Here is a 25,252-nt window from a genome sequence, read left to right on the forward strand (position 1 = left end):
ACGTGCCGGAACGCCCCTCGCACCGTGGGGGCGAGGGGCGTTCCGGGAGTTCCGGCGGCGGTGGCCGCCGGTCAGTTCAGGGCGATCGTGCGGATCAGGCCCGCGAAGGCCCGCTCCTCCGCCTCGGTCAGCTCCACCGATTCCATCGGGTGCGTGTCCGCGGCGCGCTGGGCCGGGATCACCGGCAGGCCCTCGTAGGCGCCTGGCTCCGGGTGGTGGAAGCGGCTGTCCCACAGCATGTGGCCGAGGCCGACGACCCAGACGAGGGCGGCCACGACGAGGACGGCGAGGCCGATTTCCTGGGCGAGGGACATGGACGGGAACACGCGGTCCTCCCGGGAGTGCGGGGGTACAAGGAGGGCAAGTTCGGGCGTGGGGCCACTCAACACCACAACCGGAAGATTTTGGCCGCTGTGTGTCCAGCGTCACGCCAGGGCCGAAAGTCCCGACCTGCCCTCCCCGCGGTCCCGGGTCACGGACGGAAGCGCAGCACCTGCGGGTCGTGGTCGCTGTTCTGCGCGGCGAACTCGGCGTTGATGTGCACGCTGTCGTACGTGAAGTTCTTGATCGACGGGCTGGTCAGGATCTGGTCCAGCACCTGCGCGTTGCCCTGGTAGACGTACGAGTAACGTTCCGCCTTCGGCAGCGACTTGATCGCCGAGTACAGCGCGCCGCCGTCCTCCAGCGCCTGCGTCGTCCCGGAGAACTCGAAGTCGTTGATGTCGCCGACCGCGAGCACGGCGGCGTTCTTGTCGACCGCCAGCAGCTGCTTCACGAACCCGTTGACGGCCTGCGCCTGCAGGAGCCGCTTCTCCTCCGACTTGCGCGCCGGCGGCTGGTGGTGCGAGGTCAGGCCCTCGTCGCCGCCCTTGGAGCCGAAGTGGTTGGCGATCACGAAGACCGTGCGGCCGCGGAAGAGGAACTCGCCGGCCAGCGGCTTGCGGCTGTCGGCCCACGCCGGGTTCGCCGGGTCGATCCGGCCGGGGGAGTGGGTCAGGGCGGCCTTGCCCTTCTCCGTCGTCACGCCGGTCGCCGTGACCGCGTCGCCCGCGGCGCGGTCGGTGAAGGAGACCCGCTCCGGGTTGAACAGGAACACCTGGCGGATGTTGCCGCCGGGCTCGCCGCCGTCCTTGTTGTTCTCGGGGGCGATGGAGCGCCACTGGTAGGCCGGGCCGCCCGCCGCCTTGATCGCCTCGGTGAACTTCGTCAGCGTCTGCTCGGCGGAGACGGTGCCGTCGTTCTTGGCGCCGTTGTCGTCCTGGATCTCCTCCAGGGCCACGATGTCGGGCGAGGCCAGGTTGGTCACGACCGCCTTGGCGAGGTTGTCGAACTTCTCCTGGGGGTCGGTCGGGTCGAGGTTCTCCACGTTGTACGTGGCCACCGCGAGCTCGCCGGGCGACTGGGCCTTGGTCTTCTCCGGGGCGATGGTGCCCGCCTTGACCGTGCCGAGGGTCCGCGCCACCAGCGTGTAGCCGCCGAACTGGTTGAAGTCCAGCGGGCCCTCGGTGGTGCCGGTCAGCTTGTCGCCGACGTTGGCCACCGGGAAGGGCTGCTGCGCGAGCGGCGCGAGCTGCTGGACCTGGAGGCGGCCGGTGTTCTGGGACTCGTACGAGCCGTAGATCGTGCCGCCGCGCTTGGCGGCGTTCTCCCAGCCCTTGACCGTCACCCACAGCTCGCCGTACGCGTCGGTGGCGCCGACGACGCGCGAGGTGCCGATCTTGACGTTCATGCCCTCGAGGGACTCGTAGAAGTCCAGGGCGTAGCGGGAGGGCTCCAGGGCCAGGCCGTTGATGCTGCCGCCGGCCGCCGGGTCGCCCGCGGGGGCGTACTCCGCGGGGACGGAGTACTCGTTGACCGCGGTGGCCGCGGGCAGGGCGTTGCCGGAGGAGAGCACCGTCACCGCGGGCTTGGATATCTGGGTGACGGACTGGTTGCCGGAGTTCACGCCGCCCGGGACGTACTCGCCGACCGTGCCGGAGACCTTCACGGCGTCGCCGACGGCGACGGTCGGGACGGAGCTGGTGAAGACGAAGACGCCCTCACTTGTGGCCGGGTTGTCGTCGGCGTCGGGGTCCTGGATCCAGAAGCCGCGCGAGCCGTAGGTGCGCACCCCCGTGACGATGCCCTGGACGTCGGCGACCTGCTTGCCGTTCAGGGGGGAGATGCGGGTCGTGCCCTGGATGTCGTGGATGCGTATCGGATCGGCGGACACGGCGCCTTCGGCCGCGTCGGCGCTGCCCGTGAGCAGGCCGGTGGCCAGGGCGGTGGCGACGAGGGCCGCGACGGCGGCGGAACGGGGATGCGAGGAGCGCATGGGCGGGAACTCCGGTGTGTGGAGGAGAAAGTGCGGGCTCTTGACGGCCCGTATACATCTACGCGCGTCAATTTCCTGTGCGACCAGGGAAGTTGTCAAGGCCTCCAGGGGATACGGAGGCTGACTGTGGGATGAACCAAAGGTGATGGCCGCCGGGCCTGCCCCGATTGCGTCTACGCTGGGTCGCCGCAACGGGCCTGACGGCCCGTCCGCGTGTGTTTTCGGCCACACGGCCGGACGGCACCCCGCCGCCCGGACGCCGCCGGCCCGCTCGCCCACCGCTCAGCCGCCCCGCGCGTCCCGGCTCAGCCGCCCCGCGCGTCCCGTCCGAGGAGAACCACCCCATGTCCGCAGAGCCGCACCCCACGCTGCCGCCGGTACGGCTGCACTCCGATGCGGAGCTGGCCCGCGACGCCCTCGTCGCCCCGCTGTTCGCCCGCGCCGTACGCCTCGCCCGCTGGTCCGGCCCCGACACCCGGGTGGACGTCGGGGGCGAGCTCGCCCCCGACCAGCTCCCCGAGGCCGTCGCCGTCCTGGGCCTGGACGCCGCCGACGAGGACTCGCCCGTGTACGCGAGCCAGGCCTGGCGGGTCGCCGTGGACACCGGCCTCGTCGACGTCACCGAGCCGGAGGAGGACGGCGGCGACGGCGCCGACGCGGGCGAGCCCGAGTACGGCACCGCCACCCCCGGCGAGGACCTCGCCCTGCTGGCCGGCGGCGCGCCCGGCGACGTGCTCGACCTGTGGCTCGCCGCCCTGGACACCGTCCTCGCGGACGCGGCCGTGCCCGACCTGGACGACCTCGTCGACGCCCTCGACGCGGGCGGCGAGATCGACTTCGACCGCCTCGACTGGAACCCCCAGCGGGAAGCGGACTTCCTCGACGGGGTCCTCGCCAACCTCTACCTGCTCACCGTCTCCGAGGGCGGCGCCGGCGAGGGCCCGGTGCCGCTGCCGGTCCTCGCCGCCTCGATGATCGTGCCCGACGAGATGGGCGACCCCACCGACGCCGTCCTCGAACAGGTCTCGGACGCGATGATGCGCCTCGACGACCAGTTCCGGCAGCTGGAGCCCATCGGCCTGGTCGAGTACCGCCCCGTGGATGAGGCGCTGCTCGCCGAGGCGGACGAGCCCGACGACGCCTCCGGGACGGCGGCCGCGGGGACGGTGCCGGAGGACGACGAGGACGTGTCCCGGTACGGGATGGTGCGGCTGACCCCGCTCGGCCTGTACGGCGTCCGCGCCCGGATGCTCGAAGCCGGGGTCGAGGCCCCCGCCGTCGGCGAGCTGGCCGACAAGGGCGCCGACGCGCTGCTCGACGCCGTCTCCTTCTACCCGGAGGACGCCGCCCAGGCCGAGATCGAGCAGTGGCTGGCCGGGCGCGAACTGCCGGACGCGGTGGCCGAGCTGCTGGCCGCCGCCCGCGGTGACGACGAGGGCGCCCCGCTGCGCCGGCTGCGCTGCCAGCAGGCCCTCGCCCCGGCCGGGGCCGAGGCCGAGCCGGCCGTCCGCGCCGTGCTGGACGACCCGGAGCTCGGCGGGCTCGCCCGGGTCTGGCTGGCCGAGCACGGGGTGGCCGACGTACCGGTGCCGGACGAGGCGATGGTGTTCTGGCTGACGGTGGACACGATCGCCGCGCAGCTCGCGGCGGACGGGGAGACCGAGGAGCTGCCGCTGCTGATGCGGAGCCTGACGGAGCACCACACCGGGTTCTTCGAGCAGGCGTGGCGGGTGGAGCACCCCGCCACCGCGTACGTCCTGGAGGCCATGGGCCGGCTGCACCCGGACAAGAAGGCCTCGAAGGAGGCGCGGAAGGCCGCGTTCAAGGCCCGCTCCCGCCGGCCCTGACCCGTACGCCGGCCCGTGGCCCGGTGGTGCGTCGGCCCCGCCCGCCCGCCCGCCCGTCCGTCCGTCCGCGGGCGGCGGGCGGCGGACGGCGGGCGCCCGGACGGGTGTTCCGGCGGGGGGTCGCGGGGGAGCGGAGGGGAGTGCGGGGAGGATGCGGCCAGGGTGCACAACAGGCCGATTCCATGGCCGGAGTTCGCCATTCCCGCGACCGGCAAGGACTCGGCCCGCATTTGCGGGTAGTTCAGCCGCCGTTCACGTACGGGCGGGAGCGTGTGCGCCTGCGACCGTACGTCAGGCGCACCACCTCCCCACCCCTGGAGACCCGATGCCCCTCAGCCGCAGAGACTTCACCGCCCGCACCGTCATCGCCGGTGCGGGCGTCGCACTGACCGGGACGGTCGGCGCCCTCGCCACCGCCCCCGGGGCACTTGCCGCGGACGACCCCCGGCCCGAGACGCTCGACGCCCAGGGCCGCCCGCACGCCCCCGGCTACGGGCCGCTCTTCGCCGACCCCGCCGGACTGCTGGCCCTGCCCGCCGGGTTCACCTACCGCGTGATCACCCGCAGTGGTGTCACCACCCTCGAATCCGGCGAGAGCACCCCGTCCAACCACGACGGGACCGCCGCCTTCGAGGGGCACCACGGAGTCACCCTCCTCGTCAACAACCACGAGCTGAAGGGCCCCCGCAGCGGCTGGGCGCACCCCGTGCCGCTCACCGAGGGCCTCGTCTACGACCCGGCCGCGTCCGGCGGCTGCACCGTCGTGGAGGTCCGGCGCGGCGGCGGGGTCGCCGAATGGGTGGGCATCGCCGGCACGTCGACCAACTGCGCGGGCGGGGCCACCCCCTGGGGCACCTGGCTGACCTGCGAGGAGACCGAGGACCTGGCCGGCAAGAACGGCATGACCAAGGACCACGGCTACGTCTTCGAGGTCGACCCGCACGACCGCCGGGCCAACCGCGACCCGCGGCCGGTCAAGGCGTTCGGGCGGTACGCCCACGAGGCCGTGGTCATCGACCCGCGCCAGGGCCACGCCTACCTGACCGAGGACGCCTCCGGCCCGAACGGGCTGCTCTACCGCTGGACCCCGCCGCACGGCTTCCGGCACGGGCGCGGCCGGCTGCGCACCCTCGCCGACGACGCCGGGGTGCTCGCGGCCGCCAAGTGCTTCGACAGCCAGGGCCGTTTCGTGGACGACCTCTCGCGGGCCACGAAGACCGGCACCGTGTACGGGGTCGACTGGGTGGAGGTCACCGACCGCGACGCGCGCAGCCTCTCGGTGCGCAAGCAGTTCGCGGCCGGTGCGGTGACCCGGGGGCGCAAGCTGGAGGGCATGTGGTGGGCCGACGGGGGCGCCTACTTCGTCTCCTCCTACGCGCGCGAGGAGAGCCCGGGCGCCGCGCACGACGGCCAGGTCTGGTTCTACGACCCCAAGCGGCGCACGATCCGGCTCGTCGTCCTGATCGGCGTCAACCGGGACCCGGGCGCCGACGGCGGCTACGACGGCCCCGACAACATCACCGTGTCGCCGTACGGCGGGCTGGTCATCGCCGAGGACGGCGAGGGCCTGCAACACCTCTTCGGCGCAACGGAGTCGGGCCGTGTCTACCCGCTGGCGCGCAACGAGCTGAACATCGGCACGGCCGAGGAGCCGGAGTACTCGGAGTTCACCGGGGTCTGCTTCTCCCCGGACGGGCGCACCCTGTACGCCAACATCCAGGACCCGGGCATCATGCTGGCCATCACCGGCCCCTGGCGGCGCTCCCCGCGCTGACGCGGGCGCCGGGGCGGCGGTCCCGGGGCACCCCTGTGCCCCGGGGACGCCGGCTACTGGACGGCGGCCAGTTCCTCGGCGCGGGAGGCCGCTGCCCACTCTTCGAGCAGGAACTCGTACGCCTCCGAGGGCCACTCCCCGTCCCAGGTCTCGACGAGGTGCCGTATCGCCTCGTTCGCCTCGGCGGCGGACGGGCGCGCGGGACCCGCGGGCTGGAGTGTGTTCTGCATGGAGTCAAGGCTACGGGCGGGCACTGACAGCCACCTCCGGATTACGCGTGGCATCCATCACCCGGATGGCCGCCCGCCCGCACCGCGGTGTCGGCATATGCCCGCCCACCTGCTCAGAGTGCCTGGGCCGCGGGCTTGACCATGCCGCGCACTGTGCGGGACTTCACAAACTCGCCCATGGCCGTCATCTCCCATTCGCCCGAGAACTGCCTGATGAGCTTGGCCATCATGACCCCGGTCTGCGGCTCGGCGCCGGTCAGGTCGAAGCGGACCAGCTCCTCCCCGCTCGCCGCGTCGATCAGCCGGCAGTAGGCCTTGGCGACCTCGGTGAACTTCTGGCCGGAGAAGGAGTTCACCGTGAAGACCAGCCCGGTGGCCTCGGCGGGCATCCGGCCCAGGTCGACGACGATCACCTCGTCGTCCCCGGCACCGTCACCGGTGAGGTTGTCGCCCGAGTGCTTGATCGCGCCGCCCAGGATGGACAGCTTGCCGAAGTAGCAGCTGTCGATGAAGTTGCGCTGCGGGCCGTAGGCGATGACGGACGCGTCGAGGTCGATGTCGCGGCCGCCGTACGCCGGCTCCCAGCCCAGGCCCATCTTGACCTGGGAGAGCAGCGGGCGGCCGCCCTTGACCAGGGAAACGGTCTGGTTCTTCTGGAGGCTGACCCGGCCCTTGTCGAGGTTGATCTTCCCGCCGCCGGCGGCGGGCGGAGCGGCGGGGGCGGGCGGTGCGGCGGGCGCCGGCGGTGCGACCGGAGCCGCGGCGACCGGTGCGGCGGGCGCGGCCGCAGCGGGCGGGGCCGGCTCCTCCTCCACGGAGACCCCGAAGTCGGTGGCGATGCCCGCGAGGCCGTTGGCGTACCCCTGGCCGACCGCGCGCACCTTCCAGACGTCGTTGCGCCGGTAGATCTCCACGACCACCAGGGCGGTCTCCGCGCCGAGCTGCGGCGGCGTGAAGGTGGCGATCACCGCGCCGCCGGCCGCGTCCCGCACGGTGGCGGTGGGCTCGATGCCCTGGAAGGTCTGCCCGGCCGCGTCCGGACTGGCCGTGACCACGATCCGCTCGATGCCGGGCGGCAGCGCGCCGGTGTCCACCGTGATGGAGTCCGGCGCCGAACCTCCGCCGGACCGGTAGCTGACACCGGGCCCGGAGGGCTGGTTGTAGAAGATGAAGTCGGCGTCGGAGCGCACCTTGCCGTCCGCCGCGAGCAGGAGCCCCGACACGTCGAGACGCACCGGGGCAGCCACGTCCACCGTCACGCGGACGGTGTCGAGCGGCAGGTTGGAACCAGGGGTCATAGCGGTCATGCCAGGAGAACGACCGGAGCCGCTTTGCCGTTCCCTTACCTTCGGCCCTTCGGCCGAATCTTTCAGCGCCGGTTACGGGGGTGGTCGCGGGCGGTGCGCTCGTTGCCGAACTTGTAGGAGCCGGTCCAGCGGGCCATCACCAGCTGCGCGTCACCGGACTCGACCTCGGCCAGGAACTTGTCGGCCCGGGCACCCCGCAGGGTGCCCGCGGCGCGGCCCCGGTGCGTGATGCGGACGGTGCGGTCGCTGTGCACCTCGTACGTGAACCCCTGCGGCTTCGGCATGGAGCGCAGCCTGCCCCGCCGGGAGCGGGGCGGCAACGCAATTACGCGGGGCCGGTCACGCGGCGCGGCAGGCCCAGCGGGTTGGCCTCGCGCAGCTCGGGCGGGAGCAGCGCCTCCGGCACCGACTGGTAGGCCACCGGGCGCAGCCACCGCTCGATCGCGGTACCCCCGACGGAGGTGGAGTGCGAGGTGGCCGCCGGGTACGGGCCGCCGTGGTGCTGGGCCGGGGCCACGGCGACGCCGGTCGGCCAGCCGTTCACCACGATCCGCCCCGCCAGCCCCGTGACCTGCGTGATCAGCGCGGAAGCCGGTCCGGGCGCGCCCTCGGTCTCGGCCCGCGACAGCTGGAGGGTGGCGCTCAGGTTCCCGTCGAGCCGGGCCAGCACTCCGGCGGCCTCGTCCTGGGCGGCGTACCGCACCACGACGGTCACCGGGCCGAAGCACTCCTCCAGCAGCACCTCGTGGTCGCCGTCCGACAGCAGGGCGCCCGCCGGGACGCTCAGGAAGCCGGCGCCGACGGTGTGCCCGTCGCCCGGACCCGGGGTGACGGGTGCGGTGACACCGGGGAGGGCGGCCCGCTCCCGGACGCCGGCCAGGAAGTTCTCCCGCATCCGGTGGTCGAGCAGGACCCCGGGGCCGCTCTCGCCGAGGGCCTTGGCGAGGGCGCCGGCGAGCCGGTCGCCGTCGGCGCCCTCGGGGACCAGCACCAGCCCGGGCTTGACGCAGAACTGGCCGACGCCGAGGGTGACCGAGCCCGCGAGCCCCGAGCCGATCTCCTCGGCCCGCTCGGCGGCGGCCGCCGGGGTGACCACGACGGGGTTGAGGGAGCCGAGCTCACCGTGGAAGGGGATCGGCACCGGCCGTGCGGCGGCCGCGTCGAACAGCGCCCGGCCGCCCCGGACCGAACCGGTGAACCCGGCGGCGGCCACCAGGGGGTGGCGGACCAGTTCCAGCCCGGCGTCGAAGCCGTGGAGCACGGTCACCAGTTCCTCCGGCAGCCCGCACGCCACCGCGGCCCGGCGCAGCAGCGAGGCGCACAGCTCGGAGGTGGCCGGGTGGTCGGGGTGCGCCTTGACCACCACCGGGCAGCCGGCGGCCAGCGCGCTCGCGGTGTCGCCGCCCGGCACGGAGAAGGCCAGCGGGAAGTTGGAGGCGGCGTAGACGGCGACCACGCCCAGCGGCACCTTGTAGCGGCGGAGTTCGGGGCGGGGCGGAGTGAGGGAGGGGTCGGCCCGGTCGATCCGGATGTCGAGGTGGGAGCCCTCCTCGACCAGGTCGGCGAAGGCGCGCAGCTGGCCGGTGGTGCGGGCCAGCTCGCCGGTCAGGCGGGCGGTGCCCAGCGCGGTCTCCGCGTCGGCCGCCTCCACCACGGCCGGCCCGGCCCCGTCGAGGAGCTCGGCGGCGGTGCGCAGGAAGCGGGCCCGCAGGGGCGCGTCCGCCAGGGCGCCGCGGGCCGCGTGGGCCGCCCGTACTGCCCCGTCCACGTCCCCGGGTGTGGCCTCCACCGCAACCTGTCCGTGCTGCTTCCCGGTGCGGGGGTCCACACTCCAGACTGGTGTCCCTGCCATGGCCCGCTACCTCCTGGACCGTTCAGTATTCTGAACGCCGTTCCGGTGGATGAATGATCAGTTCTGCTGCGGACTCTATTTCCGCGTCCACCGGGTGACAAGAGGCGATCAGAGCCGACCAGAGGGGAAGAGGCGTATGACGACAGCCGAGACGGCCGGCCCGGCCGAGCCGGGGGACCCCGTGACGGCGCCGCCGGTGAAGTCCGCGGTGCGCACCGTCCTGCTGCTGGAGCACTTCGCGGCACGGCCCGGCCTGCACAGCCTCGCCGACATCCAGAACGACCTCTCCCTGCCCAAGTCCAGCCTCTACATGCTGCTGCGCACGCTGGTGAACCTGGGCTGGGTGGAGACCGACGCCACCGGCACGCGGTACGGCATCGGCGTACGGGCCCTGCTGGTCGGGAGCTCGTACATCGACGGCGACGAGGTGGTGGCGGCTGCCCGGCCCACGCTGGACCGGCTCTCCGACGACACCACCGAGACCATCCACCTGGCCCGGCTGGACGGGACGAACGTGGTCTACCTCGCCACCCGCCAGTCCCAGCACTACCTGCGGCCCTTCACCCGGGTGGGGCGCAGGCTCCCGGTGCACTCCACCGCCCTCGGCAAGGCGCTGCTCGCCTCGCACACCGACGAGGAGGTGCGCGCGCTGCTGCCGAAGCGGCTGGAGGCGGTCACCGAGCACACCATCACCGACCGGGAGCAGTTGGTGGAGGAGCTCGCGCTGGTGCGGGAGCAGGGGTACGCGGTGGACCGGGAGGAGAACACGCTCGGCCTGCGCTGCTTCGGCGTGGCGATCCCGTACCGGACGCCGGCCCGCGACGCGGTGAGCTGCTCGGTGCCGGTGGCGCGGCTGACGGACGAGCACGAGCGGGCCATCAAGGCGGCGTTGTTCGAGGCGCGGGACCGGCTGTCGGTCGTGACCCGGCGCATGTGACGGCCCGTCGGCGGACCGCCTCCCCCGTGCGGGGGAGGCGGTTCACCTTCGCGGGGGAGGTGGCGGGGGGCCGGCACGGGCGACCGTGGGGGCATGACGACGACACGGGCAGTCCACGCGAACCGGCCGACCGACACCACCGGCACTACCGGCACCCCCTCCCCGCGCCCCGGGGCCGGGCGGCGGGTCCTGCGGGCGGTGGCGATCACCGCCACCGTGCCCTACCTGAGCCTCAAGGCCGCCTGGCTGGCCGGGAGCCACATCGGGATACCGGACGGCAGCATCCTGCTGGAGGGCGGCCCGTTCCTCGCCGTGGCCAACGCGGTGACGGTGGCCATGGACGCGAGCGTCATCGTGCTCGTCCTGGCGCTCACCAGGCCCTGGGGGAGACGGGTCCCGGGATGGCTCCTGACGGTGCCCGCCTACGTCGCCACCGGGCTGCTCACCCCGATCGTCCTGGGCTTCCCGGCCCAGGCCCTCGTCAAGGCCCTGGGCCTGGGCACCGCGGCAGCCGCGCAGGCGGGCCGGCAACCCTTCCTCGACTCCTGGGTGTTCGTCGTCGTCTACACCGGCTTCATCATCCAGGGCATCGCCCTGGCCGGACTGTTCGTGTCCTATGCGCGGGAGCGCTGGGGCGGACGCCGGCTGGGCGCGGCCGGGCAGCGGCTCCCGTCTCCCACGGGGGTGGTGGCAGGAGCCGCTGCGCTGGCGGGCCTCGTGGCGGGCGCCGCACAGCTGTACTGGGCCTTCGGCGGCAGCGCCGGGCTGCCCGCCCGGCAGGTGGAGTCCTACTCGGTGGAGACGGCCGTGGTGTTCGGGGCCCACGCGATATGCGCGTTCGCCTCGGGGGCGGGGGCGCTGCTCCTGGCCCGGGGCGGTGCGCGGCCGGCGCGGTGGCCGCTGGCCCTCACCTGGACCGGCTCGGCGGCCACGCTGAGCTGGGGGGCGTGGATGCTGGCCGCCTCCGCCGGAGCGAACTTCGGGACGGACGAACGGGCCACCGCCGTCACCGGCCTGACCTACGCTGGCCAGATGATCACCGGCCTGCTCGCGGCGGCTGTCCTCGTCCGCCACATCCACTCCCGCCGGGAGGACTGACGCGGGCCACGGGGGCACAGGGGCCACGGGGCCACGGAGACGAACGGGGGCGGGACATGAGCGGGACGGGGGCGGTGCGCCGGCTGGGCGGGGCCGCACTGGGGGCACGGGCCCGGCTGCGCTGGGTGCACCTGATACTCGGCGGCGCCCTGCTGATGCCGTACTTCCTGCTCAGCCAGGTGTGCGTGGGCGTCGCGGCCGGCCGGGGCAACGTGTTCTCCTCCCTGCCGCTGACCCTCGCCGCCTACGCGGCCGCGCTGCCGCTGGCCGCCGTCACCGGGCTGCTCGGGCTGGTCCGGCCGCTGTCGGTGACGGCCGTGCGGGCCCTGTCCGGGGTGCCGGGGGAGCGGCTGGCCGACGGGCCCGCCCGCTCGTGGGGCTCACGGTGGCGGGCCTCCGCCTGGTGGACCCTGCACCTGGGCGTCGGGGCGGTGATCAGCGGGATGACCCTCGCGGCGACGCCCATGGCGCTGGTGCTGCTCCTGGTGCCGTTCTCCGCCACCCTGCGCCGGGCGTCCCTCGGGGAGGGCTGGCTCAGCAGCCACGCGAGCCCGTACGTCGCCCCGTTCCTCGGGGTGGGGCTGTTGGCCCTGGTCGTCGTGAGCTCCGCCGCTGCGGGGGCGCTGCTGGCCCGGCTCGCACCCGTGCTCCTCGGGCCGACCGCGGCGGACCGGCTGGCCGCCGCGGAGGAACGGGCCGCCGACCTCGCCGTCCGCAACCGGCTGGCCCGGGAGCTGCACGACGCCGTGGGCCACGCCCTGAGCGCCGTCACCCTCCAGGCGGTCGCGGCCCGGCGGGTCCTCGACCGCGACCCGGAGTTCGTGCGGGAGGCGCTCGCCGCGATCGAGGAGACCACCCGGCGCACGGTCGGCGAGCTCGACATGGTGCTCGGCCTGCTGCGCGACGGGGACCCCGCCCGGGCCGACGCCGCGCCCGCCCCGACCCTCGCCACCGACCTCGACGGGCTGCTGGCCCGGACCCGGGCCGGCGGCACCACCGTCACCGTGCAGCAGGATCCCGGCCCGGCCGGGGACTGGGCGCAGCTCCCGGCCATCGCCTCCCGCGAGGCCTACCGCATCGTCCAGGAGGGCCTGAGCAACGCCCTGCGCCACGGCCTGGGCCCCGTAGCCCTGCTGATCCGCGTCCACACACCCGACGGCCACCGCGAACTGGAGATCACCATGACCAACCCGCCCGCCCGGCCCCCGTCGGACCCCGAGGGCGAGGGGCGGCGCACCACGGGGGGCCGCGGACTGCGCGGCACCGCCGAGCGGGCCGCCCTGCTCGGCGGCCGCGTCGAGGCCGGCCCGCACGAGGGCCGCTGGCGGCTGCGCGCGGTCCTGCCCCTCGGCCCCGCCACCGCGACCGCCGCCGTCACCGCCGACGGAGGCGGGCGATGAGCCGTCCGCCGCTGCGCATCGTCGTCGCCGACGACGAGCGGATGGTCCGCACCGCCCTGCGGGTCATCCTCGACGCGGAACCCGACATGGAGGTGGTCGGCGAGGCGGCCACGGGCGCCGAGGCCGTCCCGCTGGTCCGCTCCCTGGCCCCCGACGTGGTGCTGATGGACGTCCGCATGCCGGAGATCGACGGCATCCGGGCCACCGAGCAGATCCTGCGCACCCTGCCCGACCCGCCGCGGATCGTCGTCGTCACCACCTTCGAGAACGACTCCTACGTCTACGACGCGCTGCGCGCCGGTGCCTCGGGGTTCCTCCTCAAGCGGGCCGACCCCGACGAGCTGATCGGCGCGGTCCGCCTCGTCGCCCGGGGGGACTCGCTGCTGTTCCCGGCGGCGGTCCGCGCCCTGGCCGCCGCCCACACGGCGGCCGCCCCGCCCGCGGCCCCCGCCTGGGCGGCCCGGCTCACCGACCGGGAGGCCGACGTCCTGCGCCTGATGGCCACCGGACTGTCCAACCAGGAGGTGAGCGAGCACCTCGGCGTGGGCCCGCAGACGGTCAAGACCCACGTGGCCGCGGTCCTCGCCAAAACCGGCTCCCGGGACCGCACCCAGGCCGTCATAGCCGCCTACGAGGGAGGCTTCCTCATGAAGAAAGCCTGAGAACCCCGCCACAATCGGGGCAGAGCGGAACGGCTGCGGCCGCTGGTACGTCCTTCTGGGGGATGAACAAGACGATCAGGCGTGCGTCGGTCTTCTGTCTGCTTCTGGTGCTGGCCCTCATGGTGCGGGTCACCTGGGTGCAGGCGTACCAAGGCCAGGCCCTCGCAGACGACAAGAACAACCGGCGCAACCTCATCGGGCAGTACGAGAACCCGTTGGGGAACATCATCGTGGGCGGTGAGGCGATCACCGGCTCCACGAAGACGGGCGGCAAGGACTTCGGGTACAAGCGGACCTACGTGGACGGCCCGCTGTACGCCCCCATCACCGGCTACAGCTCCCAGGCCTACGGCACGACGCTGCTGGAGGGCGTCTACAAGAACGTCCTCAACGGCTCGGACACCCGGCTGAAGACGGTGATGGACATGCTCACCAACAAGCGTGCCGACCCGGGCAACGTCCTCACCACCATCGACAAGGGCGTGCAGAAGGCCGCCTACGACGCCCTGAACGGCAAGCAGGGCGCGGCCGTGGCCATCGACCCGGCGACGGGCCAGATCCTCGCCGTGGTCAACAACCCGTCCTACGACCCCGGCCGGATCACCGGCGCCAACGACAAGGCCGCCTGGGACGAGCTGTCCGCCGACAAGGGCAAGGCCATGGAGAACGTGGCCCTGCGCAAGCCGCAGGCGCCCGGCTCCACCTTCAAGCTGGTCACCCTCGCCGCCGCCATCGAGAACGGCCTCGTGACCAGCATCGACACGCCGACGGGCGTGCAGGGCGCGTACACGATCCCCGGGACCCGCACCAAGCTGCCCAGCGAGGCGGGCGACGAGGCCTGCAACAACGTCTCGGCCCGCACCGCCCTCAAGCTGTCCTGCAACAACGTCTTCGCGGACCTCGCCTCCAAGCTCGGCCAGGACAAGATGCGGGCGATGGCGGAGAAGCTCGGCTTCAACACGCAGATCGACACCCCGGTCCGCACCAACCCACCGAGCAAGTACCCCACGAAGAAGCTGTCGGTCGACCAGGTCGCACAGACGGGTATCGGCCAGTTCGACGTGCAGGCCACCCCGCTCCAGATGGCCATGGTGACCGCCGCGATCGAGAACGGCGGCAAGCTCGTCGCTCCGCACATGGTCTCCACGGTCACCGACGCCGACGGCAACGTCCTGGAGGACTTCAAGGACCCGAAGACGGAGCAGGTGATCAGCCCGAAGACGGCCTCGATGCTCCAGGACGCCATGCGCACGGTGGCCACCGAGGGCGGCGGCAAGCCCGCCCAGGTCGCGGGCGCCGAGGTGGGCGGCAAGACCGGTACGGCCCAGCGCGGCGTCAACAACAACATCCCGCCGCTGGCCTGGTTCACCTCGTACGCCAAGGCGGGCGGCAAGCAGATCGCCGTCGCCGTGATGATCGAGAACTCGGACACCGACCGTTCCGAGATCGGCGGCGGCAAGCTGGCCGCGCCGATCGCCCAGAAGATGATGGCGGCGTGGCTGAAGAAGTAGCCGCCGTACGTCCGGGGCCCACGCGCCGGGAACCGACCCGGTTCCCGGCGCGTTCCCCTTCCCATGATCCGGACCGCGCGCACCAGCGACCTCGACGCCATCGCCGCCCTGCACACCCGGGCCAGGGCCACCTACTACCGTGGCCGCGTCCCCGAGGAGGCCTACGCGGGTGAGACCGAGTCGGCGCGCGCCCGCGAGGGCTGGTCGCGGGCGGTGGCCCGCCCGGCGGCGCAGGGACAGGTGCTGTGCGCCGAACGGGACGGCCGGGTCACCGGAGTGGCGGCCTTCCACACCGCCGACGGCGTGACCACCCTCACCCAGCTCCACGTGGACCCCGACCACTGGCGCCGGGGCACCGGAGCCGCCCTGCACGCGGCGTGCCTCGACGCCTGGCGGCGGGCCGGCGTCGAGCGGGTCCGCCTGGAGGTGTACGAGCACAACCTGCGCGCCCAGGCCTTCTACGCCTCCCACGGCTGGCGCCCCGACCCGGCCGGTACCCCCGCGGGTTCCCACCGCACGCTCTGGCTGGAGGTCGGTCCGGCGTCCGGGGAATGAGACCGTACCTCCGGATGGTTGAACCGGAAACCGTTCAGTCGTACCCGGAGAGAAGAAGGAACATGCGCGTCGAAATTTGGTCCGATATCGCCTGCCCCTGGTGCTATATCGGAAAGGCCCGGTTCGCCAAGGGTCTGGCCGGGTTCGCGCACCGCGACGAGGTGGAGGTCGTCTTCCGGTCCTTCGAGCTGGACCCGAACGGCGCCAAGGGCGTCACCGCCCCCGTCCTGGAGATGCTCGCCCGCAAGTACGGCCGCACCCTCGACGAGGCCCGCGCGATGGAGGAGCACGTCGCCGCCAGCGCCCGCGCCGAGGGGCTGGAGTACCGCACCGACGGCCGCGACCACGGCAACACCTTCGACATCCACCGCCTGCTGCACCTGGCCGCCGCCCGCGGCCGGCAGGAGCAGCTCCTCGACCTCGCCTTCCGGGCCAACTTCGCCGAGGAGCGGTCCGTCTTCGACCCCGAGGTGCTGCTCGCCCTGGCCGTCGAGGCCGGACTGGACGAGACGGAGGCCCGCGAGGTCCTCGCCGACGAGTCCGCCTACGCGGACCGGGTCCGGGCCGACGAGCGCGAGGCGGCCGAACTGGGCGCCAACGCCGTACCGTTCTTCGTCCTCGACCGCCGCTACGGCATCTCCGGCGGCCAGCCCGCCGAGGTGTTCACCCAGGCCCTGGAGCAGGCCTGGGCCGGGCGCGAGACCGTGGAGACGGCCCCCGGCGCCGAGGCCTGCGAGCCCGACGGCGCCTGCGCCGTCCCGGGTGCCTGAGCCCCCCGTCCTCCGCCCCGGGCGCCCGCGTACCTCCGGTACCGGGCGCCCCGGCACGCCCCGGCGGCACCCCCGTGCCGCTCGGCGCGCCCGCCCCGCGGCACCGCCGTAGGCTGGACGTACACGCGCACGGCGCCGGCCCCGGCATGCTCGCCGGAGGGCCCCCGGCGATGCCTGGGGGCGCGTCAGTTCGCTTCGGTTTCAACCAGCTCGGGGATCCGACTCCTTTGCGGAAGGAGACCCCGATGACCGCCACGAAGCGGGTGCCCGCCACTCCCCGGACCGCCACCCCGGCGGACGGGCAGGACAAGATCATCAGCTCGGCCAAGCAGTACATCCGCACCCACGGGTCCGGTTACCTCAAGGACCCGAACATCTCCTCGATCGGCATCGGCTACAAGGAGACGAAGGGCAGGCGCAGCAAGGAACTCACCCTCCAGTTCACCGTCGACAGCAAGGTGCAGCCGGAGGGCATGAGGGACCTGGGCACCGCGGAGATACCCCCGGCCATCGACATCGGCGGCGGCATCGTGCTGCCCACCGACGTGATCGAACGCAGCTACCAGCCGCACTTCCTCGTCGTACCCGAGGCGCAGACGCCGGACCGGCAGAAGCGCATGGACCCGGTCCGGCCGGGCGTCAGCGTCGGCAACGTCCACCTGCACGCCGGCACCCTCGGCTGCATCGTCTTCGACAAGAACGACGGCGCCCCCTGCCTGCTGAGCAACTGGCACGTGCTGAACGGCCGGAACGGCCGGATGGGCGACCAGGTCGTACAGCCGGGGACGGACGACGACAGCCGCACCGCCGCCAACCGCCTCGGCGCCCTGCGCCGCGCCCACCTCGGCACGGCGGGCGACTGCGCCGTGTCGACCATCACCGAGCGCGGTGTCGAGACGGAGATCCTCAGCCTCGGCGTCACCCCGAGGAAGCTGGGCGAGCCGCAGATCGACGACAAGGTCGTCAAGAGCGGCCGGACCACCGGCGTCACGCACGGGATGGTGACCCGCCCCTTCGCCAAGGTCCGCGTGGACTACGGCCGGGCCGTCGGGGTGAAGGAGATCGAGTGCTTCGAGATAGGCCCCGACCCCAGGCACCCCGCCCCCGGGCACGAGATCAGCAAGCCGGGCGACTCCGGGTCCGCCTGGATGTTCACTTCGCGCACGGGCAAGCCGACCGACGTGCTCGCCGGGCTGCACTTCGGCGGCGAGGGCGACGCCGACCCCGAGGACCGGGCCCTCGCCTGCTTCCCGCACGCGGTCTTCGAGCAGCTGAAGGTCACCCTGGACCGGCCCGCGACCGGCTCCCTGGAGGCACTGGCGGGCTACGATCCGGGCTTCCTGGCCGTGCCGATCGGCACCCCCGCCCTCAACCCATCGATCAAGGACGACGCCGTCCGGCTCGACGGCTCCGAGGTGGTCCCGTACACGCACTTCTCGCTGGCGATGAGCAGACAGCGGCGCTTCGCCTTCTGGGTGGCCTGGAACATAGACGGTGGCGCGATCAAGAAGATCAGCCGTGAGGGCATCGAGTTCGTCAAGGACCCCCGCCTTCCGGCCGACGCCCAGGTCAGCAACGAGCTCTACCGGGGCCGGAACAACCGGCTCGACCGGGGGCACATCGCCCGCCGCGCCGACCTCTGCTGGGGGCCGCTGGCCGAAGCGGAGAAGGCCAACCGGGACTCGTTCTTCTACACCAACATCACCCCGCAGATGGACGACTTCAACCAGAGCATGCGGGGCGGCATCTGGGGGAAGCTGGAGGACGCCGTGTTCGAGGACGTCGACGTCGACGACCTCAGGGTGAGCGTCTTCGGCGGACCCGTCTTCCAGGAGGACGACCGCCTCTTCAAGGGCGTCCGCATCCCCCGCGCGTTCTGGAAGGTCCTCGTCTACTCCGACGGCGGCACGCTCAAGTGCAAGGCCTTCCTGCTCACGCAGAACCTCAACCTCCCCGAGGCCCTCGAACTGGACGAGTTCCGCGTGTTCCAGGTCAAGGCCACCGAGATCCAGCGCCAGGCGCACCTGCGCTTCCCCGCCGCGATGACCGAGGCGGACACCCTGGTGGTCCCGGAGTCCCTGGAGGACCGGACCCCGCTGGAGAGCCTGGCCGACATCGACTGGAGCTGAGCCGCCCGGTCACCACTCCATAAGCGATGCTTTGATGATGTAAGTAAAAACAGGCAATGGACTTTTAGATCCTGTCCGCGCAGAGTGGACGGCATGGATCTTCCGCTCTCCCACGTGTCCCGCGTGTGCGCCGCCGAGTTCGCGCACTCCACCACCTACCTCAACACCGCGGGCGCCGGAGTGCTCCCGACGGCCTCCGTCGCCGCGGTGCGGGAGCTGGCCGAGGCGGCGGGCGCCGGACTGCCCGCGGGATCCGGCGACTTCGGCGTCGTCGAGCAGGTCCGGGCCACCTTCGCCCGCCTCGTGTCGGTCGACCCGCGGCGCGTCGCCGTCGGCTCGTCCGTCGCCGTCCACGTGGGCCTGATCGCGGCCTCCCTGCCCACCGGCGCCGAAGTCCTCGTGCCCGAGCGCGACTTCGCCTCCGTCATGAACCCCTTCGTGCTCCGCGGCGACCTCAAGGTCCGCTTCGCCCCGCTGGAATCCCTCGCCGAAGCCGTCCGCCCCGGCACCGCCCTCGTCGCCCTCAGCGCCGTCCAGTCCGCCGACGGCAGGACCGCGGACCTCGCCGCAGTCCGCACGGCGACCGCCGCGCACGGGGCGCGGATGCTCGTGGACGCCACCCAGGCCGCCGGCTGGCTGCCCTTCGACGCCTCGCCGTACGAGTACACCGTCACCGGCGGCTACAAGTGGCTGCTCGGCGGCCGCGGCGCCTCCTACCTGACGGTCTCCGAAGAGGCCCAGCCCGGACTGACCCCGCTGCACGCCGGCTGGGTGGCCGCCGAGTCCAAGTGGGACGCCGTCTACGGCCCCATGCGGCAACTCGCCGCGGACGCCCGCCGCTTCGACGAGTCCGCGGCCTTCCTCCCCTACCACGCCGCCGCGCCCTCACTGGCACTGCTGGAGCGGGTCGGCGTCGACGCCGTCCACGCCCACGACACCGCCCTCGCCGCCCGCTACCGCGAGGGGCTCGCCCGCCTCGGCCACGCGCCCGTCCCCGGCGACGCCGCGCTCGTCTCGGTACCGGGCCTGGCCCACCGGCAGCCCGACCTGGCCGCCGCCGGGATCCACACCTCCGCCCGCGACGGAGCCCTGCGGGCCTCCTTCCACCTCTACAACACCGAGGCGGACGTGGACCGGCTGCTGGACGTACTGGCCGGCTGACGCACTCCGCCCGGGGCCCGGCCGGCGGAACCGGGAGCTACGCCCAGGCCGCCGAAGCCGCGGCCAGGGCCGGCGCCGGATCGGCGCCCAGGGCTCGGGCCAGCGCCCCCAGCGCCGCCCCGACCGCCTCCGGCGACGCCGCCGCACCGTAGTGGTTGACCCGGACCATCTCCCCGGCCAGCGCCCCGCCGCCCGCCGCGAGCGGGGCCGCCGGATCCAGCGCCAGGGCCTTCGCCACCACCAGCGAGGCGTCCGCGACCCGCAGCGTCGTCGCCACTGGAGCGGCCTGCGCGGGGTCGCCGACCCACGGGGCGACACCCAGCGCCGCCGCGCCCGCCCGGGTGGCCCGGGCGGCCGCGGCGTGCCGCTCCAGCACACCCGGCAGACCCTCCGCCCCGATCCGCTCCAGGCAGGCCTCCAGCGCCAGCATCTCCAGCTGCGCGGGCGCGTGGAGCAGCGCCTTGCGGCCGCCGTCGATCCAGCGCTCCTTCCAGTCCAGCAGCGACAGGTACGAGCGGCGCGGCGCCGCCGGGTTCGCCGCGAACCGCTCCCAGGCCCGGTCGCTCACCGACACCGCCGAGACCCCCGCCGGACCGCCCATCGCCTTCTGCGCGCCGATCACGCACAGGTCCACGCCCCACGCGTCCGGCAGCAGCGGCTCCGCGCCCACCGACGCCACCGCGTCCAGCATGAACAGCGCCCCGTGCGCCCGCACCGCCTCGCCGATCTCCGCGACCGGATTGGTGTTCCCGGTGGCCGCCTCGGCGTGCACCAGCGACACGAAGTCGATCTCCGGGTGTTCCGCCAGCGCGCGGGCCACCTGCTCGCCGCCGACCGCCGTGTCGAACGGAACCGCCAGGTCCACCACGTTCGCCCCGGCGTCGCGCAGCCAGTTGCCGAACGTGGTCCCGTACGGCCCGGTGACGACGTTCAGCGCCGTCGAACCCGGCCGCGCCCCCGAGCGGATGCACCCCTCCAGCGGGAGCAGCGCCTCGCCCTGGGTGACCACCACGTCGTGCCGGGTGTCCAGCAGCCGCGCCACCCCCCGCTCGATCGACGCGAAGTGCTCGGCGGTCAGCGGCGGGAGGTCCAGCAGGGGGTGGGTCACGTCGGTGCTCTCTTCGTCCGGGGTTACCGGCCGAGCCTACCCAGCGCGCACGTACAGTGCGGACATGAGTGATCACAACGGTGTGCTCCATGTGAAGGGGCGCGTACTCGTCGGGCCCCACGAGGTGCGCGACGAACTGTGGGTCGTCGGCGGACGGATCTCCTACGAGCGGCCGACCGCCGCCCGCGAGGTCACCACGGTCACCGGATGGGCCCTGCCCGGCCTGGTCGACGCGCACTGCCACGTCGGCCTCGACGCCCACGGCCCGGTCGACGCCGGGACGGCCGAGGCGCAGGCCCTCACCGACCGGGACGCCGGCACCCTCCTCATCCGCGACGCCGGGTCCCCCTCCGACACCCGCTGGATCGACGACCGGGAAGACCTCCCGAAGATCGTCAGGGCGGGCCGGCACATCGCCCGGACCCGCCGCTACATCCGCAACTACGCCCACGAGATCGAGCCCCCGCAGCTCGTCGAGTACGTGGCCCGGGAGGCCCGGCGCGGCGACGGCTGGGTCAAGCTCGTCGGCGACTGGATCGACCGCGACGCCGGCGACCTGACGGCCTGCTGGCCGCGCGCCGAGGTGGAGGCCGCCATCGCCGAGGCCCACCGGCTGGGCGCCCGGGTCACCGCGCACTGCTTCGCGGAGGACTCGCTCCGGGACCTCGTCGAGGCGGGCATCGACTGCATCGAGCACGCCACCGGCCTCACCGAGGACACCATCCCGCTGTTCGCGGAACGCGGCGTGGCGATCGTCCCGACCCTCGTCAACATCTCGACCTTCCCGAAGCTGGCGGCGGGCGGCGAGGCCAAGTTCCCCCGCTGGTCGGCGCACATGCGCCGGCTGCACGAGCGGCGCTACGACACCGTCCGGGCGGCCTGGGACGCGGGCATCCAGGTGTACGTCGGCACGGACGCGGGCGGCTCCCTGCCGCACGGCCTGGTCGCCGCCGAGGTCGCGGAGCTGGTGAAGGCCGGGATCCCGCCGCTGGACGCCCTCTCGGCGACGGCCTGGGCGGCCCGCACCTGGCTCGGCCGCCCCGGCCTCACCGAGGGCGCCCCGGCCGACCTCGTCGTCTACGCCGCCGACCCGCGGACCGACGTACGCGTCCTGGCCCGGCCGGACCGGGTGATCGTGAACGGCGTGGTCCGGGCGTAGGCCGGCCGGTGGGCCGCGCCGTCGGACCTCGCGGTGGGTCGTGCGGTGGGTCGTGCGGGGACTCCCGGGAGGCGCACGGCCCCGCCGACCCCGGCCCGGCGGCTGTCCGGGCCGATGGACGGGGCGGCGTCATGCCGGGACGCCGAGCGGCGGGTGGTCGAGCACGCGGGGCTCGTACTCGACCAGCTGGATGCGGCCGTCGAAGGTGCGGTGCCCGATCATCTCCAGGGCGACGTCCGGGTAGCCGTCGTAGATGCGTTCCGCGCCCGTGGCCCCGGTGATCACGGGGAACATCACGACCCGGAAGCGGTCGACGAGTCCGGCCCGCAGCAGGGACCGGCACAGGCTGAGGCTGCCGATGGTGCTGAGGATCCCCGAGCCGCCCGACTTCATCGCGCGGACCGCCTCGACGGCGTCGCCGCGGACGAGCGTGGAGTTGGCCCACGTCAGGGGCTCCGTGAGCGAGGAGGAGAACACCACCTTGGACGCCCGTGTGAGCTCGTCGACGGACGCCTCCTCCTCGGGCCGGAACTCGTCCTGGCCGGCCGGGACCTCGCCCGCGGCGAAGCCCGACATGAGGCGGTAGGTGTTCGCTCCCATCAGGTAGGTGACCTCGGGCTGCTCGCCGAGCCACGCGAGGTACTCCGGACCCTCCAGGCCCCAGAAGCCGGGCCAGCCCTCTCCCGATGCACAGCCGTCGAGCGAGGTGATGAAGTCGACGAGAAGCTCCGACATGACGCGTCCTTTCCTAGGTGTCACGAGCTTGGACCGACCGGGAGCCGCAAACTCATCGGCCGCGCTGTGGAGCAACGGGAAACCCATGACTGCAGGTACTGCTGTGTCAGGTGTGGCGCGAAGAATCGAATAAATGAATGGATTCCACCCTTTGGAGTGAACTCACACCGGGTCGCTGACCATTCACCCTCCGTGCGTAAGGATTTCGAACGTCGAAGCCGTCGGCGTGCGCGATGTCCCCCATTGGCGCCCCACGGCGCCCATCTCCCCGGGGGTTCCACCATCTTGAACAGCAACACCTTCCGCATGCCCGCGGCCGTTCTGCTCGCCACGGGGGCGGTAGCCCTGCTCACCGCGCCGCCCGCCCTCGCCACGGGCGGCGGCGCCGGGAGCGAGGGAACGTCCGGAGCCGTCGTCCTGCGTGCCGGACTGGACGTGGGCCTGCTCAACAAGGCCGTGCACGTCCCGCTGAAGGCCACCCTGAACGAGGTCACCGCCCCCGCCACCGCCGAGAAGACGGCCCTCACCGTCACCCTCGACGGAGCCGAACAGGGCCGGCCCGTCAGCGTCCTGAAGGCCGACGTCGCCACCGCCAAGGCGACCGCCGACAAGAACGGCGCCCAGGCCGAATCGAACCTCGCCCACGCCAAGGTGCACGTCCCCGGCCTGCCCCTGCTCTCCCTCATCGAGGTCGAGAAGGTCACCTCCAAGGCCGTCTGCGCAGCGGGCAAGAAGCCCGTCGCCACCTCGAACGTCCTCGGCACCGTCACCGCCCTCGGCAAGAAGGTCACCCTCACCGCCGGCGGCCCCGCCACCAAGCTCGACGTCCCCGGCGTCGGATCCGTCTCCCTGGAGCTCTCCGGTACGCAGACCACCTCCACCACCGCCGCCGCGGCCGCGCTGCGCCTGAAGGTGTCGGTCAACCCCCTCGACCTGAACGTGGCCGAGGTCGACGGCGAGATCGTCCTCGCGGAAGCCCACTGCGAAGCCCCCAAGGAAGCCAAGCCGGAGGCCAAGCCCGACACCAAGCCCGCGGCCCAGCCCGACGTCAAGCCGCAGACCGCGGCCCAGGGCACCAAGACCACCCCGACCACCACCCAGGCCAACCTCGCCGAGACCGGCGCCGGCTCGGTCACCCCGTACGTCGCGGGCGGCGCACTCCTCCTGCTCGGCATCGGCGCGGGCGCCCTCGTCGTGACCCGCCGCGGCCGCACCCAGTGACGGTACGGACCCCTCAGCGGGTGGCGCGCTCCAGCCCCTGGCCGACGGCCCCGCGCGAAGTGACGGCCGCCGTGACCTCCTTGTCGACCTTGGCGTAGTCGGCACGGTCCGGCGTACAGGAGGCACAGACGACCCGGAACGGCGGCTTCATGTCCGAGAACTGCGTCAGGTACTCGGCCTTCACCACCTCCCAGCGGCCGCTGTTCTTCGCCAACGGGGCGAAGGTGAACCGGGGGATCGAGGACATGTTGCCCCGGGCCTTCTCCGGCTCGTAGAAGCTCGCGATCTGATCGCCCATCCCGAACACCACCCAGGTGCCGTTGATCTTCTCGTACGGCTGGGGCACGTGGTTGTGCGTACCGAGGACCAGATCGATGTCGGGGAGGCCGTCCGCCCCGCGCGAGGCGGTCAGCGCCTGCGCCAGGTCCTTCTGCTGCTGGTCGGGCGCCGTCTGCCACTCGGTGCCCCAGTGGACGCTGAGGAGGACGACGTTCGCGCCGGCCGCCCGCGCCGCGCGGGCGTCGGCGATGATCCGGGCCTGGTCGATCAGGTTGACGGACCAGGGCTTGCCCGCCGGGACCGGTATGCCGTTCGTCCCGTACGTGTAGTCCAACTGGGCGACCTTCGCGCCGCCGGCCGAGAGCAGCGCCGGAGCCTTGGCCTCCTCGGCGCTGCGCGCCGAGCCGACGTGCTTCAGACCGACCCGGTCGAGGTGGTCGAGCGTGCGGACGAGGCCGTCGTAGCCGTCGTCGAGGGTGTGGTTCGAAGCGGTGGAGCAGCTGTCGTACCCGGCGTCCTTGAGGGCGTCGGCCAGCTGGTGCGGAGCCTTGAAGGCGGGATATCCGGTGTAGGGGCCGCCGGGCCGGCCGTACGGTATCTCGTGGTGGCATATCGCCAGGTCGGCGGCGGACACGATGGGCTTGACGCCCGCGAGTATCTTCCGGAAGTCGTACTCGCCGGCCTTGCCGCCCGCGTCGTCCGCCGCGCGCTGGATGATCGACGGGTACGGGATGATGTCACCGGTCGCCACCAGCGTGAACGGCGTCCCGGCCGGCGCGGCCTTGCCGGTCCCCGGCTTCCCCGCGAGCCGCTGCTCGGCCGCGGCGTCCGCGCCGTCCCCCAGCAGCCGCGGCACGGCGTACACACCCCCGCCGACCAGCGCCACCACGGCCACCCCGACCCCTACCCGCGCCACTGTCCTCATGCCCCGCCCCCCGCTCGTCGTCAGCTGCGGCCATGGTAGGCGCGCGGCGAAGGCGGCGCGTACGGGGGTTCTGGGGGCTCCGGGCGGGGCCCGCTATCTCCCCCTCGACCCCCGCCGGTCGGTCGGCGCCTGCCCACCCGCCTCCCGGGGTGCGGGTGGGTCGGCTGGGGGCGGTAGCCCCTTGGACCGGATCAGAGCTGGTTGGGGGCTTCCCGTCAGTCCCATCGTCCTTCCGGTTCGTGCCGGCCTGTCAAGGGCGCTCCTTCGTCGCGTCGCTA

The 25,252-nt window shown here is 73.4% G+C and carries 22 protein-coding genes; 13 read left to right on the forward strand and 9 right to left on the reverse strand.

Annotated features, from left to right (window positions below):
- Nucleotides 1-71: 71 nt before the first annotated feature.
- Together ACIPW5_RS34255 and ACIPW5_RS34260 are read right to left on the reverse strand one after the other, a co-directional pair.
- Nucleotides 72-326, reverse strand: a complete 255-nt coding sequence (locus ACIPW5_RS34255) for a hypothetical protein (RefSeq protein WP_401253546.1) — start codon at nucleotides 324-326, stop codon at nucleotides 72-74.
- Nucleotides 327-472: 146 nt separating this feature from the next.
- Nucleotides 473-2,314 carry an endonuclease/exonuclease/phosphatase family protein gene (locus ACIPW5_RS34260; protein ID WP_401253549.1) on the reverse strand — a complete coding sequence of 614 codons (1,842 nt, stop codon included), beginning with the start codon at nucleotides 2,312-2,314 and terminating at the stop codon, nucleotides 473-475.
- Nucleotides 2,315-2,658: 344 nt separating this feature from the next.
- Here ACIPW5_RS34260 and ACIPW5_RS34265 point away from each other — a divergent pair, with 344 nt between their 5' ends.
- Both ACIPW5_RS34265 and ACIPW5_RS34270 read left to right on the forward strand, forming a co-directional pair.
- Nucleotides 2,659-4,161, forward strand: a complete 1,503-nt coding sequence (locus ACIPW5_RS34265) for a hypothetical protein (protein WP_401253552.1) — start codon at nucleotides 2,659-2,661, stop codon at nucleotides 4,159-4,161.
- A gap of 325 nt (nucleotides 4,162-4,486) precedes the next feature.
- Complete coding sequence (locus ACIPW5_RS34270) at nucleotides 4,487-5,935, forward strand: alkaline phosphatase PhoX (RefSeq protein ID WP_401253555.1); 1,449 nt, start codon at nucleotides 4,487-4,489, stop codon at nucleotides 5,933-5,935.
- 53 nt (nucleotides 5,936-5,988) lie between these two features.
- Here the strand turns inward: ACIPW5_RS34270 and ACIPW5_RS34275 are convergent, their stop codons facing one another.
- From ACIPW5_RS34275 to ACIPW5_RS34290, 4 genes are all read right to left on the reverse strand, one after another.
- Nucleotides 5,989-6,165, reverse strand: coding sequence for a hypothetical protein (locus ACIPW5_RS34275; RefSeq protein WP_401253558.1), 177 nt, complete (start codon nucleotides 6,163-6,165; stop codon nucleotides 5,989-5,991).
- A gap of 113 nt (nucleotides 6,166-6,278) precedes the next feature.
- On the reverse strand, nucleotides 6,279-7,472 hold the full coding sequence (locus tag ACIPW5_RS34280; RefSeq protein WP_401253561.1) for a TerD family protein: 1,194 nt from the start codon (nucleotides 7,470-7,472) through the stop codon (nucleotides 6,279-6,281).
- Nucleotides 7,473-7,534: 62 nt separating this feature from the next.
- A complete protein-coding gene (locus ACIPW5_RS34285) occupies nucleotides 7,535-7,756 on the reverse strand; it encodes a hypothetical protein (RefSeq protein ID WP_285344581.1) in 222 nt (73 codons plus the stop codon).
- Nucleotides 7,757-7,797: 41 nt separating this feature from the next.
- A complete protein-coding gene (locus tag ACIPW5_RS34290) occupies nucleotides 7,798-9,324 on the reverse strand; it encodes an aldehyde dehydrogenase (NADP(+)) (RefSeq protein ID WP_401253564.1) in 1,527 nt (508 codons plus the stop codon).
- A gap of 136 nt (nucleotides 9,325-9,460) precedes the next feature.
- On the opposite strand from ACIPW5_RS34290, the gene ACIPW5_RS34295 reads away from it, so the two are divergent.
- The 9 genes from ACIPW5_RS34295 (at nucleotide 9,461) to ACIPW5_RS34335 (ending at nucleotide 19,547) form a co-directional block, all read left to right on the forward strand.
- Nucleotides 9,461-10,261: an IclR family transcriptional regulator gene (locus ACIPW5_RS34295; protein WP_401253567.1), complete on the forward strand. Its 801-nt coding sequence runs from the start codon at nucleotides 9,461-9,463 to the stop codon at nucleotides 10,259-10,261.
- Nucleotides 10,262-10,354: 93 nt separating this feature from the next.
- On the forward strand, nucleotides 10,355-11,359 hold the full coding sequence (locus ACIPW5_RS34300; protein ID WP_401253569.1) for a hypothetical protein: 1,005 nt from the start codon (nucleotides 10,355-10,357) through the stop codon (nucleotides 11,357-11,359).
- A 56-nt stretch (nucleotides 11,360-11,415) separates the two neighbouring features.
- Nucleotides 11,416-12,759, forward strand: coding sequence for a sensor histidine kinase (locus tag ACIPW5_RS34305; protein ID WP_401253572.1), 1,344 nt, complete (start codon nucleotides 11,416-11,418; stop codon nucleotides 12,757-12,759).
- Entirely contained in the window at nucleotides 12,756-13,421 is a 666-nt protein-coding gene (locus ACIPW5_RS34310; protein ID WP_401253574.1) for a response regulator, read from the forward strand. The genes ACIPW5_RS34305 and ACIPW5_RS34310 overlap by 4 nt, the downstream gene beginning before the upstream one ends.
- A 62-nt stretch (nucleotides 13,422-13,483) precedes the next feature.
- Nucleotides 13,484-14,932, forward strand: a complete 1,449-nt coding sequence (locus ACIPW5_RS34315; RefSeq protein WP_401253577.1) for a peptidoglycan D,D-transpeptidase FtsI family protein — start codon at nucleotides 13,484-13,486, stop codon at nucleotides 14,930-14,932.
- Nucleotides 14,933-14,995: 63 nt separating this feature from the next.
- Complete coding sequence (locus ACIPW5_RS34320; RefSeq protein WP_401253580.1) at nucleotides 14,996-15,487, forward strand: GNAT family N-acetyltransferase; 492 nt, start codon at nucleotides 14,996-14,998, stop codon at nucleotides 15,485-15,487.
- Between the two features lie 62 nt (nucleotides 15,488-15,549).
- A complete protein-coding gene (locus tag ACIPW5_RS34325; protein WP_401253583.1) occupies nucleotides 15,550-16,257 on the forward strand; it encodes a DsbA family oxidoreductase in 708 nt (235 codons plus the stop codon).
- A 245-nt stretch (nucleotides 16,258-16,502) separates the two neighbouring features.
- Nucleotides 16,503-18,386: a DNA/RNA non-specific endonuclease gene (locus ACIPW5_RS34330; RefSeq protein ID WP_401253586.1), complete on the forward strand. Its 1,884-nt coding sequence runs from the start codon at nucleotides 16,503-16,505 to the stop codon at nucleotides 18,384-18,386.
- 93 nt (nucleotides 18,387-18,479) lie between these two features.
- A complete protein-coding gene (locus ACIPW5_RS34335; protein WP_401253589.1) occupies nucleotides 18,480-19,547 on the forward strand; it encodes an aminotransferase class V-fold PLP-dependent enzyme in 1,068 nt (355 codons plus the stop codon).
- Between the two features lie 37 nt (nucleotides 19,548-19,584).
- Here ACIPW5_RS34335 and ACIPW5_RS34340 read toward each other — a convergent pair whose 3' ends face one another.
- Nucleotides 19,585-20,655, reverse strand: coding sequence for an aminotransferase class V-fold PLP-dependent enzyme (locus ACIPW5_RS34340; RefSeq protein WP_401253592.1), 1,071 nt, complete (start codon nucleotides 20,653-20,655; stop codon nucleotides 19,585-19,587).
- Nucleotides 20,656-20,719: 64 nt separating this feature from the next.
- Here ACIPW5_RS34340 and ACIPW5_RS34345 point away from each other — a divergent pair, with 64 nt between their 5' ends.
- Nucleotides 20,720-21,814, forward strand: coding sequence for an amidohydrolase family protein (locus tag ACIPW5_RS34345; RefSeq protein ID WP_401253595.1), 1,095 nt, complete (start codon nucleotides 20,720-20,722; stop codon nucleotides 21,812-21,814).
- A 129-nt stretch (nucleotides 21,815-21,943) separates the two neighbouring features.
- Here the strand turns inward: ACIPW5_RS34345 and ACIPW5_RS34350 are convergent, their stop codons facing one another.
- Entirely contained in the window at nucleotides 21,944-22,549 is a 606-nt protein-coding gene (locus ACIPW5_RS34350; RefSeq protein WP_401253598.1) for a dihydrofolate reductase family protein, read from the reverse strand.
- Between the two features lie 285 nt (nucleotides 22,550-22,834).
- Between ACIPW5_RS34350 and ACIPW5_RS34355 the strand changes: the two genes are divergently transcribed.
- The gene (locus ACIPW5_RS34355) at nucleotides 22,835-23,770 is read left to right on the forward strand and encodes an SCO1860 family LAETG-anchored protein (protein WP_401253601.1); all 936 of its coding nucleotides are present in this window, start codon (nucleotides 22,835-22,837) and stop codon (nucleotides 23,768-23,770) included.
- A 13-nt stretch (nucleotides 23,771-23,783) separates the two neighbouring features.
- Here the strand turns inward: ACIPW5_RS34355 and ACIPW5_RS34360 are convergent, their stop codons facing one another.
- Nucleotides 23,784-24,974 (reverse strand): CapA family protein, encoded by a 1,191-nt coding sequence (locus tag ACIPW5_RS34360; protein WP_401253604.1) that lies wholly within the window; start codon nucleotides 24,972-24,974, stop codon nucleotides 23,784-23,786.
- Nucleotides 24,975-25,252: the final 278 nt, after the last annotated feature.

The organism is Streptomyces sp. NPDC090077 (genome assembly GCF_044747545.1).
Taxonomy (GTDB): domain Bacteria; phylum Actinomycetota; class Actinomycetes; order Streptomycetales; family Streptomycetaceae; genus Streptomyces.

Excerpts from the sequence above, each read along its gene's own strand:
- ACIPW5_RS34290 (WP_401253564.1), bottom strand. The coding sequence starts at position 9,324 with ATGGCAGGGACACCAGTCTGGAGTGTGGACCCCCGCACCGGGAAGCAG.
- ACIPW5_RS34320 (WP_401253580.1), top strand. The coding sequence starts at position 14,996 with ATGATCCGGACCGCGCGCACCAGCGACCTCGACGCCATCGCCGCCCTG.
- ACIPW5_RS34315 (WP_401253577.1), top strand. The coding sequence starts at position 13,484 with ATGAACAAGACGATCAGGCGTGCGTCGGTCTTCTGTCTGCTTCTGGTG.
- ACIPW5_RS34330 (WP_401253586.1), top strand. The coding sequence starts at position 16,503 with ATGACCGCCACGAAGCGGGTGCCCGCCACTCCCCGGACCGCCACCCCG.
- ACIPW5_RS34260 (WP_401253549.1), bottom strand. The coding sequence starts at position 2,314 with ATGCGCTCCTCGCATCCCCGTTCCGCCGCCGTCGCGGCCCTCGTCGCC.
- ACIPW5_RS34295 (WP_401253567.1), top strand. The coding sequence starts at position 9,461 with ATGACGACAGCCGAGACGGCCGGCCCGGCCGAGCCGGGGGACCCCGTG.
- ACIPW5_RS34275 (WP_401253558.1), bottom strand. The coding sequence starts at position 6,165 with ATGCAGAACACACTCCAGCCCGCGGGTCCCGCGCGCCCGTCCGCCGCC.
- ACIPW5_RS34360 (WP_401253604.1), bottom strand. The coding sequence starts at position 24,974 with ATGAGGACAGTGGCGCGGGTAGGGGTCGGGGTGGCCGTGGTGGCGCTG.
- ACIPW5_RS34335 (WP_401253589.1), top strand. The coding sequence starts at position 18,480 with ATGGATCTTCCGCTCTCCCACGTGTCCCGCGTGTGCGCCGCCGAGTTC.
- ACIPW5_RS34285 (WP_285344581.1), bottom strand. The coding sequence starts at position 7,756 with ATGCCGAAGCCGCAGGGGTTCACGTACGAGGTGCACAGCGACCGCACC.
- ACIPW5_RS34310 (WP_401253574.1), top strand. The coding sequence starts at position 12,756 with ATGAGCCGTCCGCCGCTGCGCATCGTCGTCGCCGACGACGAGCGGATG.
- ACIPW5_RS34350 (WP_401253598.1), bottom strand. The coding sequence starts at position 22,549 with ATGTCGGAGCTTCTCGTCGACTTCATCACCTCGCTCGACGGCTGTGCA.
- ACIPW5_RS34305 (WP_401253572.1), top strand. The coding sequence starts at position 11,416 with ATGAGCGGGACGGGGGCGGTGCGCCGGCTGGGCGGGGCCGCACTGGGG.
- ACIPW5_RS34280 (WP_401253561.1), bottom strand. The coding sequence starts at position 7,472 with ATGACCGCTATGACCCCTGGTTCCAACCTGCCGCTCGACACCGTCCGC.
- ACIPW5_RS34270 (WP_401253555.1), top strand. The coding sequence starts at position 4,487 with ATGCCCCTCAGCCGCAGAGACTTCACCGCCCGCACCGTCATCGCCGGT.
- ACIPW5_RS34345 (WP_401253595.1), top strand. The coding sequence starts at position 20,720 with ATGAGTGATCACAACGGTGTGCTCCATGTGAAGGGGCGCGTACTCGTC.
- ACIPW5_RS34325 (WP_401253583.1), top strand. The coding sequence starts at position 15,550 with ATGCGCGTCGAAATTTGGTCCGATATCGCCTGCCCCTGGTGCTATATC.
- ACIPW5_RS34300 (WP_401253569.1), top strand. The coding sequence starts at position 10,355 with ATGACGACGACACGGGCAGTCCACGCGAACCGGCCGACCGACACCACC.
- ACIPW5_RS34265 (WP_401253552.1), top strand. The coding sequence starts at position 2,659 with ATGTCCGCAGAGCCGCACCCCACGCTGCCGCCGGTACGGCTGCACTCC.